At 65.2% G+C, this 17,596-nt stretch carries 13 protein-coding genes; 10 read left to right on the top strand and 3 right to left on the bottom strand.

The annotated features are described in order from the left end of the window. Positions 1-116: 116 nt before the first annotated feature. The 3 genes from tssH to J3489_RS36085 all read left to right on the top strand — a co-directional run bounded on the left by tssH (position 117) and on the right by J3489_RS36085 (position 5,304). On the top strand, positions 117-2,672 hold the full coding sequence (gene tssH / locus J3489_RS36095; RefSeq protein ID WP_207005585.1) for a type VI secretion system ATPase TssH: 2,556 nt from the start codon (positions 117-119) through the stop codon (positions 2,670-2,672). A gap of 84 nt (positions 2,673-2,756) precedes the next feature. Beyond that, positions 2,757-4,745 (top strand): type VI secretion system Vgr family protein, encoded by a 1,989-nt coding sequence (locus J3489_RS36090; RefSeq protein ID WP_207005584.1) that lies wholly within the window; start codon positions 2,757-2,759, stop codon positions 4,743-4,745. A 7-nt stretch (positions 4,746-4,752) separates the two neighbouring features. Then, a complete protein-coding gene (locus J3489_RS36085; RefSeq protein ID WP_207005583.1) occupies positions 4,753-5,304 on the top strand; it encodes a toxin-antitoxin system YwqK family antitoxin in 552 nt (183 codons plus the stop codon). 70 nt (positions 5,305-5,374) lie between these two features. Here the strand turns inward: J3489_RS36085 and J3489_RS36080 are convergent, their stop codons facing one another. After that, positions 5,375-6,241, bottom strand: coding sequence for an NmrA family NAD(P)-binding protein (locus tag J3489_RS36080; RefSeq protein ID WP_207005588.1), 867 nt, complete (start codon positions 6,239-6,241; stop codon positions 5,375-5,377). Positions 6,242-6,454: 213 nt separating this feature from the next. On the opposite strand from J3489_RS36080, the gene J3489_RS36075 reads away from it, so the two are divergent. Then, a complete protein-coding gene (locus tag J3489_RS36075) occupies positions 6,455-7,369 on the top strand; it encodes a LysR family transcriptional regulator (protein WP_207005587.1) in 915 nt (304 codons plus the stop codon). Positions 7,370-7,426: 57 nt separating this feature from the next. On the opposite strand, the gene J3489_RS36070 is transcribed toward J3489_RS36075, so the two are convergent. Beyond that, positions 7,427-8,173, bottom strand: a complete 747-nt coding sequence (locus tag J3489_RS36070) for a glucose 1-dehydrogenase (protein ID WP_207005582.1) — start codon at positions 8,171-8,173, stop codon at positions 7,427-7,429. On the opposite strand from J3489_RS36070, the gene J3489_RS36065 reads away from it, so the two are divergent. From J3489_RS36065 to J3489_RS36045, 5 genes are all read left to right on the top strand, one after another. Further along, positions 8,172-8,417: a hypothetical protein gene (locus tag J3489_RS36065; RefSeq protein WP_207005581.1), complete on the top strand. Its 246-nt coding sequence runs from the start codon at positions 8,172-8,174 to the stop codon at positions 8,415-8,417. The two genes, J3489_RS36070 and J3489_RS36065, sit on opposite strands and share 2 nt — an antisense overlap. Before the next feature lie 112 nt (positions 8,418-8,529). Further along, positions 8,530-9,396 (top strand): LysR family transcriptional regulator, encoded by an 867-nt coding sequence (locus J3489_RS36060; RefSeq protein ID WP_207005580.1) that lies wholly within the window; start codon positions 8,530-8,532, stop codon positions 9,394-9,396. 449 nt (positions 9,397-9,845) lie between these two features. Continuing rightward, entirely contained in the window at positions 9,846-12,404 is a 2,559-nt protein-coding gene (locus J3489_RS36055; protein WP_207005579.1) for an autotransporter outer membrane beta-barrel domain-containing protein, read from the top strand. Between the two features lie 133 nt (positions 12,405-12,537). After that, complete coding sequence (locus tag J3489_RS36050) at positions 12,538-14,625, top strand: tetratricopeptide repeat-containing sulfotransferase family protein (protein WP_207005578.1); 2,088 nt, start codon at positions 12,538-12,540, stop codon at positions 14,623-14,625. Then, positions 14,625-15,527 carry an alpha/beta hydrolase family protein gene (locus J3489_RS36045; RefSeq protein WP_207005577.1) on the top strand — a complete coding sequence of 301 codons (903 nt, stop codon included), beginning with the start codon at positions 14,625-14,627 and terminating at the stop codon, positions 15,525-15,527. Before J3489_RS36050 ends, J3489_RS36045 begins: the two co-directional genes overlap by 1 nt. Positions 15,528-15,624: 97 nt before the next feature. On the opposite strand, the gene J3489_RS36040 is transcribed toward J3489_RS36045, so the two are convergent. Further along, positions 15,625-16,389, bottom strand: coding sequence for an SDR family oxidoreductase (locus J3489_RS36040; protein ID WP_207005586.1), 765 nt, complete (start codon positions 16,387-16,389; stop codon positions 15,625-15,627). A gap of 139 nt (positions 16,390-16,528) precedes the next feature. Here J3489_RS36040 and J3489_RS36035 point away from each other — a divergent pair, with 139 nt between their 5' ends. Continuing rightward, positions 16,529-17,446 carry a LysR family transcriptional regulator gene (locus J3489_RS36035; protein WP_207005576.1) on the top strand — a complete coding sequence of 306 codons (918 nt, stop codon included), beginning with the start codon at positions 16,529-16,531 and terminating at the stop codon, positions 17,444-17,446. The last annotated feature ends 150 nt before the right edge of the window (positions 17,447-17,596 follow it).

The raw sequence follows: 17,596 nt of genomic DNA, 5'->3' as shown, positions 1-17,596 counted from the left end.
GCGTGCCTCTCGAAAGCGGCGCCGCCCCGGCTCGGCTGGACGGCCTGGGCGGGCGCGGGCGCGGCAGCGCCGGCCCGCGTCGCGCGCATGACGCTGCGCGGCGGCGGAGCCGCCTGATGTCGATCGATCTGAAGACGCTCGTCGGCAAGCTCGAACGGCCGGCGCGCAGCGCGCTCGAAAAGGCCGCGCAAAGGTGCCAGCGGGAGACGCACTTCCACGTCGAAATCGAGCATTGGCTGCTCGAACTGATCGACATCGAAAGGGGCGACCTGGCCTGCGTGCTGCCGCACTTCGGCCTCGAGCGCGACACGCTCAGCGCCGAAATCAACAACGCGCTCGAACAGTTCAAGCGCGGCAACACGCGCATGCCGGCGTTCTCCGCGAACCTCGTGCTGCTGCTGCAGGACGCGCTCGTGCAGTCCACGATCGTGCTGCAGGAGCCGTTCGTCGGCTCGGGCACGCTGTTGCTCGCGCTGCTCGAAAACGACGCGATGTGTGCGCAGTTGTCCGCGAGCGTGCCGTCGATCCTGCGCGTGTCGCGTGCGACGCTGCGCGCGAATCTGAAAGAATGGCTCGCGCCGTCGTCCGAACGCGGCGCGGCGGCCGCCCAGTCTCCGGCGCGCGGTTCCGGCGCCGCCGCGAGCGCGAGTGCGATGCTCGACCAATACACCCTCGACCTGACCGCCGACGCGCGCGCCGGACGCATCGATCCGATCGTCGGCCGCAACGCGGAGATCCGCCAGACCGTCGACATCCTGCTGCGGCGCCGGCAGAACAATCCGATCCTCGTCGGCGCGCCGGGCGTGGGCAAGACCGCCGTCGTCGAAGGGCTTGCGCTGCGCATCGCCGCGGGCGACGTGCCGCCGCCGCTCGCGAACGTCGCGCTGCGCGTGCTCGACCTCGCGCTGCTGCAGGCGGGAGCCGGCGTCAAGGGCGAATTCGAGCAGCGGCTCAAGGGCGTCATCGACGAAGTCAAGCGCGCCGCGCAGCCGGTCATCCTGTTCATCGACGAGGCGCACACGATGATCGGGGCAGGCGGCGCGGAAGGCCAAAGCGACGTCGCGAACCTGCTCAAGCCCGCGCTCGCGCGCGGCGAGCTGCGCACGATCGCGGCGACGACCTGGCTCGAATACAAGAAGTACTTCGAAAAAGACCCCGCCCTCGCGCGGCGTTTCCAGCTCGTGCAAATCGAAGAGCCCGACGAAGAGACGGCCGTTGCGATGCTGCGCGGCGTCGCCGCAAAGCTCGAGGCGCATCACGGCGTGGCGGTGCTCGAAGCGGCCATCGTCGATGCCGTGAAGCTGTCGCATCGCTATATCTCCGGACGGCAGCTGCCGGACAAGGCGATCGCCGTGCTCGACACCGCCTGCGCCCGCGTCGCGCTGGCGCAGCACGACACGCCGCCGCAGCTCGAAGCCGCGCGGCATCGCGAACATTCGCTCCACGACGAACTGGCGCGCTTGAGGCAGGAAATGGTGATGGGCGCGAACCACGCGGGCCGGCTTGCCGCGCTCGATGCCGAGCACCAGCGCAACGCCGCGCTCGTGCGCGAGCTGAATGCGCGCTGGCAGGCCGAAGCGGCGACGGTCCGCGAGATTCTCGCCGCGCGCGGGCGGCTCGCATCGCTCGATCATGCGCAGCGCGCCGCCCCGGACAGCGCACAAAGCGAACAGCTCGAAGATCTCGCCGCCGAGCTCGCGCGGCTCGAAAGCGGGCTCGAAGCGATCCGCGAGGACGATGCGATGGTGCCCGTCTGTGTCGACTCGAAGGCGGTCGCGGCGGTGATCGCGAGCTGGACCGGCATTCCCGTCGGCAAGATGCTGGCCGACGAAATGCATGCGGTCCGCACGCTGAAGGCACGCCTCGCGCAGCGCATCGTCGGCCAGGACGCGGCGCTCGACCGGATCGCCAAGCGGATCCAGGCCTATCGCGCGGGCCTGACCGATCCGCTGAAGCCGGTGGGCGTGTTCCTGCTGGTCGGCCCGACCGGGGTCGGCAAGACCGAGACTGCTTATGCGCTCGCCGACGCGCTTTACGGCGGCGAACGCAATCTCATCGCGATCAATCTTTCCGAGTATCAGGAAGCGCACACCGTGTCGCAATTGAAGGGCGCGCCGCCCGGCTACGTCGGCTTCGGCGCGGGCGGCATGCTGACCGAGGCGGTGCGCCGCCGCCCCTATAGCGTCGTGCTGCTCGACGAGATCGAGAAGGCCCATCCCGACGTGCTCGAAGCGTTCTACAACGTGTTCGACAAAGGCATGATGGAAGACGGCACGGGCCTCACAGTCGATTTCCGCAATACGGTGATCCTCGCCACGAGCAACGTCGGTGCCGAGCTGCTGATGCACGTGCCGCCCGGGACGCTCGCGTCGGAAGCGTTCGCCCTCCGGCTGCGCGAAACCTTGCTCAAGGCGTTCCGCCCCGCGTTTCTCGCGCGGATGACCGCCGTGCCCTACCGGCCGCTCGACGACACCGTGCTGCGCGCGATCATCGAGAATAAGCTGGAGCAGCTTAGAACGCGCTACCACGAATCCACGGGCAAACAGTTCGCGTTCGATGCGCGCATCGTCGATGCCGTGCTCGCGCGCTGCCGCACGGCGGGGGCGCGCGAGATCGACAACGTGCTGATGAACGAGCTGGTCGGCACGCTCGCGCAGTGGGCGCTCGAATGACCGGTGAGCGCGGCCCGCTCGACACGCGACGGCCCAGCCGAACGACACCCCGTCCCATGACCGACCTCCCTTCGCCAGCCCGACATGCCCCGTCCCACTCCCACCGATGACACCACGCGCATCACGATCGCCGGCACGCCGTTCGATGCGCTGTTTCCGTCCGGCTTCACCGGGCGCGAGGCCATCAGCAGCGTCGCCGAATTGAGCGTGCGCGCGACGGGCGCCTCCCCGAGCGCCGCGCTTTCGGGCATGACGGGACAGCACGCGACGCTCTCGCTCGTCTGGGGCGAGACGCCGCGGCTCATCGACGCCGTCTGCATGCGCGCCGCGCAATTGCCGTCCACCGTCGACGGCAGCCACTACGCGCTCGAATTGCGCTCCTGGCTCTGGCTGCTGACGCTCGCGGCAAACAACCGGATCTTCCAGAGCAAGACGACGCAGCAGATCATCGAAGCCGTCTTCAACGGCCACGGCATCAGCGACTTTTCGTTCTCGCTCGCCGGCAGCTATGAGGCGCGGACGTATTGCGTCCAGTACGCCGAAACCGACTTCTCATTCGTGAGCCGTCTTTGCGAAGAGGAAGGCTGGTTCTATTTCTTCCGCCACGCGAGCGGCAAGCACACGCTGGTCATCGCCGACAGCAACGATGCATTCGACACCCTGCCCGGCGCGGGCACCCTGCCTTACGTGGCCGGCCACGCCGGCGGACGCGAAACGGGGCAGGTTCTTTACTGCGAGATCGTCGAAGAGACCCTGACCGGCGCGTTCGCCAATTCCGACTACGCGTACCTCACGCCGGCCTCGCAACTGTTCTCGCAGGCCGAGGCCGAATCGAACGCGCTGACCGTGTACGAGTATCCCGGCCGCTACGAAACCAGCTCGGCGGCGTCGAGCATCACCAAGCGCCGCATCGACGCCTTGCGCAAAGGCGCGCGGCGCCTCGTCGGCGAAAGCGATTGCCGCGCGCTGATGCCGGGCTGCAAGTTCACGCTCTCCGGGCACGAATCGGACGGTGCGAATATTGCGTGGGTGGTGTCGAGCGTCGTCCACGAAGCGGACCACGGTACGTACCGCAACCGCTTCGAGGCATTCGCGGCCGACACCGCATGGCGGCCCGCGTGCACGACACGCCGCCCGGCGATGCCCGCGCAGACCGCGACCGTCGTCGGCAAAGCGGGCGAAGAGCTGTGGACGGACCAATATGGGCGCGTCAAGGTCCAGTTCCACTGGGACCGCGGCGGCAAGAACGACGAGCAGAGTTCCTGCTGGATACGGGTCGCGCAGCCGTGGGCGAGCAAGCGCTTCGGCATGCAGTTCATGCCGCGCATCGGCGATGAAGTCGTCGTGACGTTCATCGACGGCGATCCGGACCGCCCGCTCATCACCGGCAGCGTCTACAACGGCGCCAACCTGCCGCCCTACACGCTGCCGGACAATCAGACGCAGTCCGGCATCAAGACCAGCACGTCGAAAGGCGGCGCGGGCTTCAACGAACTGCGCTTCGAAGACAAGCAGGACAGCGAAGAGGTGTTTCTGCAGGCGCAGAAGGATCTGAACGTGAACGTCCTGAACGATGCCGCGTGGACCATCGGTCACGACGAGACGAGCACGATCACGAACGCGCGCACGCATACGGTGAAGAACGGCGACGACACGCTGGTGCTCGAACAGGGCAATCGCAGCGCGACCGTGAAAACCGGCAACGAGACGGTCGATATCGCGGGCACGCGCACCGTGAAGGCCGGCGGGAACGAAACACGCAAGGTCGGCGGCAATCTGGAGCAAACCGTCTCGGGCAACTTCACGCTGACCGTCGACGGCAACCTGAGCATCAAGGTGACCGGCACGCTCACGCTGCAAAGCAGCGGCGACCTCACCGCCAAATCCGACGGCTCGATGACGCATCAGGCCGCGCTCTCGCTGACCAACCAGGCGGGCTCGTCGTTGACCAACAAGTCGGACGGCACGCTGTCGAACGAAGCGCAAAGCGTCTCGAACAAGGGCTCGGTCGAACAAACCGTGGATGGCGGCGGCATGCTGACCGTCAAGGGCGGCATCGTCCAGATCAACTGAGGCGGCGATGGAACGGCTTCGAAACATTGCGTTGCAGCGCGGCGACTCGCGCATCGAGGGCACGACGCTCGACGGCGCGCTGCACGGCAGCGCGCGCGTTCTCACCGGCGGCGTGCCGGTCGCGGTGCTGAGCTACGCGCACGGCGGCCTGCACGGGCCCGCCACGATGTTCCATCCGGACGGCGCGCGCTCGGCGCAGCTCAATTACGCCGACGGCAAGCTGCACGGCAAGGCGGTGTACTACCTCGCCGACGGCACGGTGCAGCGCGAGGCGCAGTACGCGCACGGCGTGCTGAACGGGGACAGCAAGACGTGGCTGCCGGACGGCACCTTGCTCGAGCACGCGACGTACAAGCAAGGCAAGCTGCACGGTCTCCTGCAGCGCTTTCATCCGAACGGGCGGCTCGCGGAGCGGCACATGTTCAGCGCGGGCAAGCCTGCCGGACCGGCCGAGCGCTATGCGGCCGATGGCCGGCCGCTCGATGCCGACGGCAAGCCCGTGTCGCGCTGGCAGCAGTGGTGGCGCGAGTGGCGTGGGGAGCCGGCCGCGCCGGGTTGAGATCGGACCACGACTCGATCGTCGTCGTGGAACTGCTCCATCCGATCAGGATAGGGCAGGTGCGCCCGCGTCAGCCCGCCTCCGAGACGAGGCCTCGCAAAACGGTTTCCAGTTCCACTTCGCCCTTGACGATGCCGGCGTCCTCGCCTTCGAAGGCGATCCAGCCTTCATTGAACCCGTCGAGCATGCGCATACGCGGCAACGGTTCCTTCATGCCTTGGGACCGGAACAGCGCGTCCCATGATTCGCGCGCCACCTCCTCCGCACGCACCGGACGACCGAGCACCTGGGCAAATGCCGCGGCCAGATCGTTGGGGCTCACACGTTGCGGCCCCTCCAGCTCGACGATACGCACGCCGCGCCAGCTCTGTTGAAGCAGTTCTGCGGCAGCCCGGCCGACGTCCGCGGTCGCGACCATCGGCACAGCCTTGTCGAGCGGCTGCAGAAAGCTGGGGATCACGCCCGTGTCCCGGGCCGGCGCAACGTCCCATGCGGCGTTTTCCATGAACCAGGCGGGACGCAGGAATGTCACGGGCATCGGTAAATCGCGAAGCGCCTGCTCCAACAGCGTACGTTGCGTGAGCAGATTGGTCTCGGCCGCCTGCGCGCCGATCGTCGACAGGCAGACGACCTTGCCTGGCGCCGCCGACTGCAGCGCCCCGCGTACGGCGTCAATGACAGCACGCGCCTCGGGAAAGCCCGGCAACGGATCGAACTCGGACGGGGGCAGAATAAAGACGCCTTGCGTGCCCTCGAAAGCGGCGGTAAGGGACGCCGCGTCGTCCATGCCGGCTGTCACCACTTCACACCCGCGCTCAGCCCACGAACGTGCCCGAGCGACATCGCGTACCACCGCGCGTACCGGCTGGCCCGCTGCGAGCAACGCGCGCGCCACCGCACCGCCGACCTTTCCTGTTATCCCCGTGATTGCATACATTGCAGTTTCTGACAGGTCGCGGCGGGTGAGATGACGGGTACTCATGGCGATGCTCCTTTGGGTCACTGAGGTTGAAGCGGACTGTTGGGATGCATTGTGGGGAAACGCGATGAGAAACTAAATGACACGAATGACACTTGTAAAATGACTGATAGTCATTAATGAGTCATAGTGCGGTTTTTGACGCCATTCAATGACCAGGATGCAGCGCCTATGAGATCGTCAGGCGAGAATCTCTCCAGCGGTATCAGTGTGTTTGCCGCTGTCGTCGATGCGGGGACGTTCGCAGCCGCGTCCGAAGCGATGGGCATGTCGCCACCCGGGGTTAGCCGGGCGATCGCGCGACTCGAAAAGCGGCTGAAAATACGGCTCTTCAATCGGACGACCCGTGCCGTGTCCCTGACTGAAGAGGGCCGGCGGTTCTACGAGCAGGTCATGCCGCACTTAAGGGGAATGGAGGAAGCGGCCGCAGCCGCGACTGGAGGCGCCGCGACAGTGCGCGGGAAGCTGCGAATCAACCTTGACCCGGTTTTTTCGCGAATCATTCTGGGCCCGAAGCTCGACGAATTCATGGACGTGCATCCAGAACTTGAACTCGAGTTCATTGCGAGAGATCAGCTCGGCGACCTCATCATGGACGGCTTCGATCTGGCCTTGCGATTCGGCGAACCTCGCTCATCCAGTTTGATTGCGCGAAAGCTCCTTGACACCGCGGTTGTCACGGTCGCATCGCCCTTGTACCTCGCTCGCCGGGGGCGGCCAGCGGAGCCTCGAGAGCTGGGCCGCGGGGCGCACAGGTGTCTCGAATTCCGGAACCCGGAAACCGGGAAGCCGTATCCGTGGGAGTTTCATCGCAAGCGCAAAAAGCTTGTTGTCGAAACGAATGGACGGCTTACGGTGAATGATCCGAGCGCACTCCTCAACGCGTGTCTGGCCGGCTCCGGCGTCGCGCAGATGCTTCTGCTCGGAGCCGAGCCCCTGATCCGCGAGGGACGGCTCGTCAACCTGTTCCCGGACTGGCCGGATGAGCGCTTCCCGCTCTATGCGTACCATCCATCCCGGCACCACATGCCGGCCAAGACAAGGGTATTTCTTGACTTTATCGTCGCTTTGACAAGTACGAGTTAGCAACTCGAAATAGGCCAGTGGTCGCGATTCCGTGCCGGGAAGCGTCATCCGTCCGGATCAGCGCATGCCTCCACTCGCGACAAGATGTTCACCCGTCATCCAGCGCGCGTCGTCCGACGCAAGAAACACGGCGATCGACGCGATGTCATCCGGCTGACCCAACCGGCCGAGCGGAGTCTGGCTGAGCATCAGCTCATCAAAGTCAGACCCGATTATCCCTGCGCTGTGCGTACCCTCGGTCACCACCACGCCGGGATTGATTGAGTTCACACGAATTTTCCTCGGCCCGAGTTCGCGCGCGAGCACGCCGGTGATCGCGTCCACCGCGCCTTTCGTGCCGCTATAGACGGCACTTGCCGGCGGCGTAATGCGGCTGACGACCGAACTGACATTGATGATGCTCGCTCCCTCGCCGAGATGACCCACGGCGGCCTGCGTGGTGAGCAGCACGCCTAATACGTTGGTATTGAACTGTTTATGGAAGTGTTCTTCGGTAATCTCTTCGATAGGCGAGAACTCGTAGATTCCCGAATTGTTGACGAGGACGTCGAGGCGCCCAAACGTTTCGATGGCCGCGTTGACGATGCCTTGCGCGTCCGCTGCCTTCGAAACATCGCCGCCGACGGCGACCGCCTTGCCGTTGGCCGCCGTAATCGCCGCAACAACGGCATCGGCGCCCGCCTTGCTGCTTGCATAGTTGACGACCACCGAAGCGCCCTCTGCTGCGAGCGCCTTGGCGATAGCGGCTCCAATACCTTTGGACGCGCCCGTGACGACCGCCACCTTGCCTGCGAGCTTGCTCATGATCATTTCCTTGAAGAGATTGGGGACTGTGAAAAACGGCTGGCTTTTTCCGGAGCCAGTCGGCTTGCGTTCGTGCAAATATAAACATCTCTTCAGCCGCGATAAAGCGGCGCAAAACGAATTGTGTGGCGGCGTTTGTCCGAACAATTCGGAGCTGCGCATCAGGCTGCGCGCGCCGCCCGGGTCGTCAGCACGATCTTGCCGATATGCGCGATGCGCGCCGTTCATCGCGGCCGCCGCGTAATTCCGCGCGACGTAGCCGCCGGCAATGATATCGACGGGCGCGAGCACATCCGGGCCGCCCGGCCGCGTGATGTCGATCGTATGATGCAAATTCGCATCACGCCGGAGGCGATATGAACTGGGACGACGCGCGCATCTTCGTCGCGCTCCATCGGGAAAGGACCTTGCGCGCCGCCGCCCGCGCGCTCGACATCGATCAGGCGACGGTGGGCCGAAGGCTTGCCGCGCTGGAGCACGCGCTCGGCGCGACGCTGTTCCTGCGCACGTCGAACGGCTATGAGCTCACGCCGGTCGGCAAGATCGCGATCCGCGCCGCCGAGGCGATGGAACAGTCCGCGCACGATCTCGTCCGCCACACGCAAGGCGTGGACAAGCGCCTTGCCGGCGAGGTGAAGCTCTCGACGACGGATGCGCTTGCCCAAGAGTTCGTCATGCCGGCGATCGAGCGCCTGCATATGAAGCATCCGGACGTATCGGTGATGCTCGACACGACGACCCAGGTTCTCAATCTCGCGAAGCGCGAAGCCGACATCGCGATCCGGACCGTCAAGCCGCGAAATCCGGATCTGCTTGCCCGCCGCCTTGCGCGCTGGGAGGTGGGGCTGTTCGCGTCGCCCGACTATCTGCGGCGCCACGGCGAACCGGTGCCCGGCGAGCGATTCGCGGGGCACGATCTCGTGGTCTACCAGCCGTATTTCGCCAAGGCGCGCGCGCCGGCGTTCCTCGGGGAACCGCTGACGGACGGCCGCATCGTCGCGCGCCTGAACACGAACCTGACGCTGCGCGCGGCGCTCGGAGCCGGGCTCGGCATCAGCGTGATACCCGTGCCGATGGGCGAACGCGACGGCCTCGTGCGGATCTGGCCAGACCGCTCAAACGAAGCGCCGTATGAAATTTGGCTCGTCACGCATCAGGATCTGCGACACACCGCGCGCATCCGCGTGACGATCGACGAGATCGTCTTTGCGTTCGGTCGATAGCAGCGAATGCGCCGCTCGTGGCCACGGTGGTTTTCACCTCTTCCCCCTGAACTGCTGGAAGACGGGCTTTCGCGATGTCTGTGATGCGTGTCAAACGCGGCGATAGCTTCGCAGCACAGGGACCGCGCCGTATGCGACGAAAAAGTATCACGCTCGCGCTGCGATAAAGCCTACGGCTCAACTGAGTTGATCGGCGCAAGACAGGCCGCCTTCACCGCCTGGCTGTAGCTCGGCGGCGTCTGGGGCGCCTGATCAGTTCGGATGATCTCTCTGGGCATGCTCGTCTCCGTCATGAGTCCGGGTGTTCAAGCTGCGCGTAAGTTTTTCAGAAACTTGATGCGCGGGCAAACCCGCCAATATCGCGATCGATTAGAATGGCGACCACCCAGCGCGGTAAACGACAGAATAAGTCCGGCCAAAAGAGCAAAAATGCACGGGGAATCGCCATCATGAAGAAGCCAGCAAGCCGTTGTCCGAGGCAGAAAGCACTTACGCTCGCCCTGACAGCGGCTTTGGCTATCATGGCGAAGGCAGCGGCGGCCCAGACGATCATCAGCACCCCGACCACCGGCCCTTACCAATGGACTAGCGGTAACCTTGTTGTTACCTCGACGATTTCCGGCGGCGTTACCGGCATCGCGACCAACGCCAGCGTCGGCACGCTGACCAACAGCGGCACGATCAGCGGCGGCAGCACCGGTATCTCGAACAACGGCGGCACGATTGGCACGCTGACCAATAGCGGCACGATCGACGGTAACTCCACTAACGGCATCAATAACAGCGGGCACATCGCTCTGTTGAACAACACCGTTGGCAGCACCATTACCGGTCGTTTCTCGGGCATCGCCAACGCCGCCACCATCGATACGCTGTCCAACAGCGGCCAGATCAGCGGCATCACGGGCATCAAGAACTTCTTCGGCACGATCGGTGCGCTGACCAACAACGGCACGATCAGCGGTAGCCAAACTTCGGGCATCGACAACAACGCCGGTGCCACGATCGGCACGCTGACCAACAACGGCGTCATCAGCGGCGCCTTCAACGGCATCGGCAGTCTCAACGGCACGTTCGGCACGTTGATCAACAGCGGCACGATCAGCGGCGGTCACACCGGCATTTTCCTCAACGGTGCGAGCTCGATCGGCTCGCTGACCAATAGCGGCACGATCACCGGCCCCGGCTTTGCCATCGACAACGAAGCGGCCGCCTCGCTCGGGCCGATCACCAACTCGGGCGTGATCGCCGGCAACATCGTGAACCTCTCCGGCCACGACCTGAGCATCAGCGGCGGCACGGGTGCGATATTCGGGACGCTGACGGGCTTCGGTGGCGGCAGCGCCCTCGGCACCATCACCAATCTCAATTCGAACGTTGTATTCGGTTCCGGCAACCTGCTCTTGAACGACAACGTCAACGTCGGCAGCCGCGCGGTGAACAACACCGGCACGGCGGTGCTGCAGGTCAACCAGCCGGTCACGATCAACGGCAACTACAACCAGGGTGCCGGCGCGACGCTGCAAATCGGGGTAGCCAGCGGCGCCACGACGCAAGGCTCGATCACGGACACCGGCTACGGCCGACTGGCGGTGACCGGCAACTCGACGATTGCATCGGGTTCGACGGTGAGCTTGCGATCGAACGGTTACGCATTCGCCGCCGGACAGCGTTTCGTGGTGGTGGATACGGCGGGCGCCGCGGTCTATAACCCTGGCAGCCTGAACTATTCCGCTAATGGTTATGCCTTGCCGGTGACCGGCTCGGCCGTGGCTAACGGCAGCCACAGCGATCTGGTGCTCTCGCTGAACGGCGCGCCGACGCCGACGCCGACGCCGGTTCCAACTCCGACTCCAGCTCCGACTCCGTCTCTGAACCCGGCAACGGCACCGAACGCCATCGCGTCGCTCGACGGCTTGCTGCGCTTCACCGGAATCAGCGATCCCGCGCTGCTGAACCTGTACGACGCCGCGCTGGGTTCGCTGAGCCAGGGCTCGGCAGCGACCGCCAACCGTATCGGCAAAGCGTTGACCCCGGCCCAGACGGGCCAGGCCTCGGCCGCGCCGACGCTCGATGCCATCAACGCAGTGAACGGGCATATCGCCGCGCTGCGCCTTGCGCAGGCGGCGGGCGAAACCGGGGTGGCGAGCGGCGAAGGCCCAGCCCGGTGGGGCGTCTGGGGCCAGGCCTTCGGCGGGCATGCGAGCCAGGGCGAGCGCGACCAAGTGGACGGCTACAGTGCGAACTATGGCGGACTGCTGGTCGGTGCGGACAGAGCGATCAACGACCGCTGGCAAGCCGGCGGCGCGTTCACCTACAGCAACACGGCAATTGACAGCACGGGCGACATTGCGGGCGACACCACCAGGGTGAACAGCTATGGCTTGATCGGCTACGCGAGCTATGCGGGCACGCCGTGGTACGTGAACCTCTCGGGTGCCGTGGTGCAGCAGCAGTTCGACACGACGCGCCTCGTCAACTTGCAGGGCTTTTCGGGCGCGGCCGATGGCCACTTCAGCGGCCAGCAATACGTGGCGCGGGCCGAGGCAGGGTATCCGTTCGCGTTGGGCGGGCTCACGCTCACGCCGCTGGCAAGCCTCACGTACCGCTACCTGAACCAGGGCAGCTATACCGAGAGCGGCGGCAACGGCGCGGCGCTGTCGGTCGATTCGAGCCATGCCACCTCGGTGACAAGCAGCCTCGGCGCGCAGCTGGAGAAGGTTTTCTCGACGCATTACGGTGAGCTCGTGCCGGAGGTGCGAGTGCAATGGATTCACGAGTACGATCACGCGGGACAGGCGACAGGGGCGAGCTTCGCGGCGGATGCGACCGGCCAGACGGCGTTCACGACGGTCGGCGCAACGCCCGTAGCGGATTTGGCGGACATCTCGCTCGGCGTGTCGCTGCTGCGGGCGAACAACCTGAGCCTGTCGTTGCGCTACGAGCTGCAAGCCGGATCGGCCTTCCTCTCGCAGACCGGTACGCTCCGGCTGCGGCAGTTGTTCTGATGCACGAGGGAAGGACCGCCGGGCGCCGGTGTGCCTCGCTGCTTCCACAGGGCGGCGTGCACCGCCGGCCCGGCCATGTCGTTGCGTAGCAGCGCTTCGCTTGTGCCATGACAGCCGTTTGCCGCTCTCTACCATGCCGATTCCGTCCAGCCAGGAAATGCTGAGCATCCCCGAAGCGCTCGGTCGCGCCCATGCCCACTGGAACGCCGGCCATGCCGACCAGGCTGAACAACTCTGCCAGCGTGTGTTGGCTGCGTGGCCCGGTCAGGCCGATGCGCTGCACCTGCTCGGGCTGATGGCGCACGCTTACGGCAATCTCGATCTCGCGATCTCGCACCTGCGCCACGCGTGCCTGGCGCCGCGCGCGCCGGCCGCCTATTCCAGCAACCTCGCCGAAATGTATCGCCAAAAAGGTTTGCTCCCCGAGGCCGAAGAGGCCGCGCGGCGGGCGGTGGCGATGGATCCGGCGCTGGTGTCCGGCTGGAGCAACCTCGGCATCGTGCTGCAGGAGGCGGGCAAGTTCAACGAAAGCCTCGACTGCCTCGAGCGCGTGATCGCACTCCAGCCCGGCTGGGCGGAGGCGCACAACAACCTGGCCAACACAGCGAGACGCCTCGGCCGCATGGACCGTGCCGAACCGCATTACCGCCAGGCGCTGACCCTGAATCCCTCCTATGCCGAGGCGCACAGCAACCTGGCCTTCCTGCTGTCGAGCCAGGGCCGCTACGACGAGGCGGCGGCCGAAGCGCAGCGGGCCATCGAATTGAAGCCGCGTCTCGTGGATGCGTATTTGAACCTGGCCGAGGTGGAGCTATCCCGCCACCGTCACGACGCCGCGCTGCGTGCACTCGACATGCTCGGCGCCTTCGCACCGCGGCACCCGGCGGCGCTGGTCGCGCGCGCGAAGGTGTTCAATCAGATCGAGCGCCTCGACGAAGCGCTCGGCTTCGCGCGACAAGCGGTGACGCTCGCGCCGCACAGCGCCGATGCGCACAACACGCTCGCCACGGTGCTGCAGGCGCTCGGGCAGACCGACGAGGCGCTCGATCACTTCGAACAGGCGGCGCAACTGCCCGGTGTGTTGGCGGAAGAGGCACTGGTCGGGCGCGCCACGCTGCTGATGGAAGCGGGCCGCAACGACGAGGCGTTGGCGGCCTTCGAGCGGGCGCTGGAGGTCTTTCCGGGCTCGCTTCCGGCCCTCGCCGGCCGTGCCGACGCACGCACCTTCACGGCCGGCGACGCCGACATCGCGGCACTGGAGGCGTGCCTCGCCGAAGGCGAGCGCCGGTCGCTGAAGGACCGGATCTCGGCCCATTTCGCGCTCGGCAAGGCGTACCTCGATATCAAGGACCCGGCGCGAGCCTTCGACCACTTCGACGCGGGCAACTGCATGAAACGGGCGAGCTTCACCTACGATTCCGTCGCGGCCGGGCAGTGGATGAAGCGCATCGCAGAAGCCTTCACGCCCGAGCTGTTCGCGCGGCTGCGCGGTAAGGGGGAGCCGTCGGAACTGCCGGTGTTCATCGTCGGCATGCCGCGCTCGGGCACCACGCTCATCGAGCAGATCGCGTCGTCGCACCCGCAGGTGACGGGCGCCGGGGAACTGTCGGCGTTGCGCCTCGCTGTGGAAGGCAGCGGCCTCTTTCCGGACCGGGTGCCTGGAATGACGGGCGAAGATGCAGCCCGCCTCGGACGCGACTATCTGTCGCGCATCGCGCCGCTGGCGCGGGGACGGGCGCGCATCGTCGACAAGATGCCCGCCAACTTCCTCTACGCCGGATTGATTCCGCTGATCCTGCCGGGCGCGCGCATCATCCATTCGCGACGCGATCCGGTGGATACGTGTCTGTCCTGCTATACGAAGCTCTTCAGCGGCGAACAGCAGTTCACGTACAACCAGACCGAATTAGGGGAGTTTTACCGGTACTACGAGCGCCTGATGGCGCATTGGCGCGCGGTGCTGCCGGCGCAGCGGTTCATCGAGGTTGACTACGAGGCCGTGGTGGACGACCTGGAGGGCGAGGCGAGGCGTCTCATCGACTTCCTCGGCCTGTCGTGGGACGACGCCTGCGTGAGGTTCCACGAGAACGATCGGGTTGTGCGCACCGCGAGCGTCAACCAGGTACGCCAGCCGATCTACAAGACATCGAAGGGACGCTGGCGGGCTTACGCCGATCGTCTCAGCCCGCTGCTCGCCGCGCTCGGGGTCGACGCCTCGTGATGCACCGCATATCCGGACGATCGAATCGGTTTGCTGCCGCGCTGAGCGCTCTGCTGCTGATGAGCCTGATGACAGGCTGCGCGACGCGCGATCGGGATACCCATGCCGATGCGCTGGCCGCACCGGCGGGCTTGAAGCGCGAGCAGGTCGGCACGGACAGCTTCGTACTGACGGCCTTTTCACGGATATCAAGACCCGACGAGCCGCTCGACATCTATATCGAAGGCGACGGCTTCGCTTGGATTTCGCGCAGCGAACCATCGCTGGACCCCACTCCGCGTGAGGCGATCGGGCTGGCTCTGGCCGCAGCCGACCCGACGGCCAACGTCGTGTATCTGGCGCGTCCGTGCCAGTTCACGCCGATGGAGATGAATCCGCGTTGCGGCGTGGCGTACTGGACCGCCAAACGTTTCGCCCCGGAGGTCGTGGCGTCGCTCAACGAGGCCGTGGACCGCTTCGCGGCGCGGGTCCCAGGCCAGCGCATCAACCTCGTGGGCTATTCGGGCGGCGGCGCACTGGCTGTGCTCATCGCGGCGCAGCGCACCGATGTCGCCTCGATCAGGACGATCGCGGGCAATCTCGATGACGAATTCGTCAACCGGCTGCATCACGTTTCGCCGATGCCGGAGTCGGAGAATCCCATCGACTTCGCGGCACGCGTGGCGGCGATTCCGCAAATTCACTTCAGCGGCGCCAACGACACCGTGGTGCCGCCGGTGGTGGCGCAGCGCTTCGTCGATGCCGCGGGAAAACGATGCGCACAGGCGCGCACCCTGCCGGACGTCACACACGACGGCGGCTGGAGCTCGCTGTGGTCCGCGTTGCTGCGCGTGAAGCCTGGATGCACGAGACTCGATTTCATCAATTTGGTGCGTCCACCGGTTGAATCCGCAAAATACTAGCGGTCGTTAATAACAACGCCCGGCTCAAGACGTTGACGTCGACGAGGCGCAGCCAGCCCACGTCGACGATCGCTTCAAACGGACGCCACCAAGGGGTTCACGTACGCGTAATCGATGCGCCGCCATCGACCAGCGAGGCGGTACCGGTCACGAAGGACGCGTCATCGGACGCGAGATAAAGCACCGAGCGGGCGAGTTCTTCCGGCCGCGCGACCCGCTTGAGCGCATGCAACCCGGTCACGAAGGCCTGTGACTCGGCGCTGTCGTTCATGCCGCGATACATCGGTGTGTCCACTGCACCGGGCAGAATGGCATTGACGCGCACACCTTGCGGTCCATACTCGGCAGCCAGCGCCTGCGTGAGCCCAATCAACCCGGCCTTGCTCGCAGCGTATGCCGCAGTGCCCGGGAAAGCGAACGAATAACCGACGAACGTCGACGTGAAGATGATCGATCCACCGCCTTGCTTCATCATTTCGGGGATCTGGTGCTTCGCACCCAAAAAGGCGCTCGTCAGGTTGGTCGCCAATGCGGCCGACCAGCCTGCCTCTGACACGCCCGTGGTCGGGCCCATTTCGCCGAGGATGCCGGCGTTGTCATAGGCGATGTCTAGACGGCCGAAACGGCTCACCGCCAGCGCGACCAGCGCTTTCGAGAAGTCCTCTGACTGCACGTCGCCCGCGAGAAACGCGGCCTCGCCGCCTTCGCTGACGATCTCGGCCGCGAGCGTTTCAAGTTCAACTTCGCGGCGCGCCGCGATCACCACTTTTGCGCCTTCTGCGGCGAACAGTTTTGCGGCGGCTCGGCCAATTCCCGAACTAGCGCCAGTCACAATGGCGACTTTTCCTGTCAAGCGTTGCATGTTCAATCTCCTGCTGCAGTTTGTTGGCCAGTGCCCAATGCCTTGGTCCATAGGAACGACTATAGGCATCAGCCAGAAGTGCAGAAAGGCACAAAACATGGGTATATCATTCAGCATTTATGAATGATCAGAGAAGGACATGGATCGGCTGCGCGCTTTTGAAGTCTTCGTGACCGTGGTGAGCCGCGGCAGCTTCACGCGCGCAGCCGATGCGCTCGATACGTCGCCCGCCAACGTGACCCGCTACGTGAACGAGTTGGAAGCGCATCTCGGCACACGCCTGCTGAATCGCACCTCACGCAGGCTTTCTCTCACCGAGGGCGGCGAGACCTTTTACGCCCGCTGCAAATCGATTCTCGACGACGTCGCAGAGACGGAGGGGCTCGTGTCATCTGCGTCGGTCGAACCGCGCGGCCGACTGCGCATCAATGCGCCTGTGAGCTTTGGGATTCTGTACCTGGCGCCGTTATGGCCCGAGTTCATGCAGAAATATCCCGACGTGGAACTCGACGTTGCGCTGATTGACCGCGTCGTCGATATCGTCGATGAGGGCTACGACCTCGCCATTCGCATCTCACGCGCCGGTTCGACTAACCACGCAGCCCGCAAGCTGGCGACGTCGAGAAACATCCTGTGTGCGTCGCCAGCCTACCTGGCGCGTTGCGGATACCCCGCAGCGCCAGCGGACTTGATCGAGCATCGATGCATCGGCTATTCGTACGCGGCCACCGGCGACGAGTGGCAACTGATCGACAGTGAGAGCAAGGCTCACACCGTGAAGGTCAACTGTCGCATGCATACCAACAATGGTGATACGGCACGCGCGGCGGCACTCGCTGGGCAAGGCGTGATCTGGCAACCCACGTTTCTGGTCGGCAACGACCTGCGTGCCGGCAAGCTCATTCAGGTATTGCCTGAGTATCGCTTGCCTGACATCGACATACTCGCTTTGTACCCGAGTCGTCGGCACCTGAGTGCAAAGATACGCGCAATGATCGATTTCCTGGTCGATGTGTTCGGCAGTGTGCCGCCGTGGGATCGGGCCGACAGAGGTTGAGCGGATGCCACGCCGGCTCCGCCCACGATCGATAACCGGCCATCCGGAATGGCCGGGGTCGCTACGCCGGCTACGTTGCCCGATCGAACTTGTGTGCAAACCGCTGCGTCGCCCATTCGATGAAGGCGCGCAACCGCTGGCTCATGTGCC

Origin of the sequence: Trinickia mobilis (assembly GCF_017315705.1) — a bacterium.
Classification (GTDB): Bacteria; Pseudomonadota; Gammaproteobacteria; order Burkholderiales; family Burkholderiaceae; genus Trinickia_A; species Trinickia_A mobilis.
Note: the sequence above shows the minus strand (reverse complement) of the source record. Positions and strands in the feature narration are given on the sequence as shown.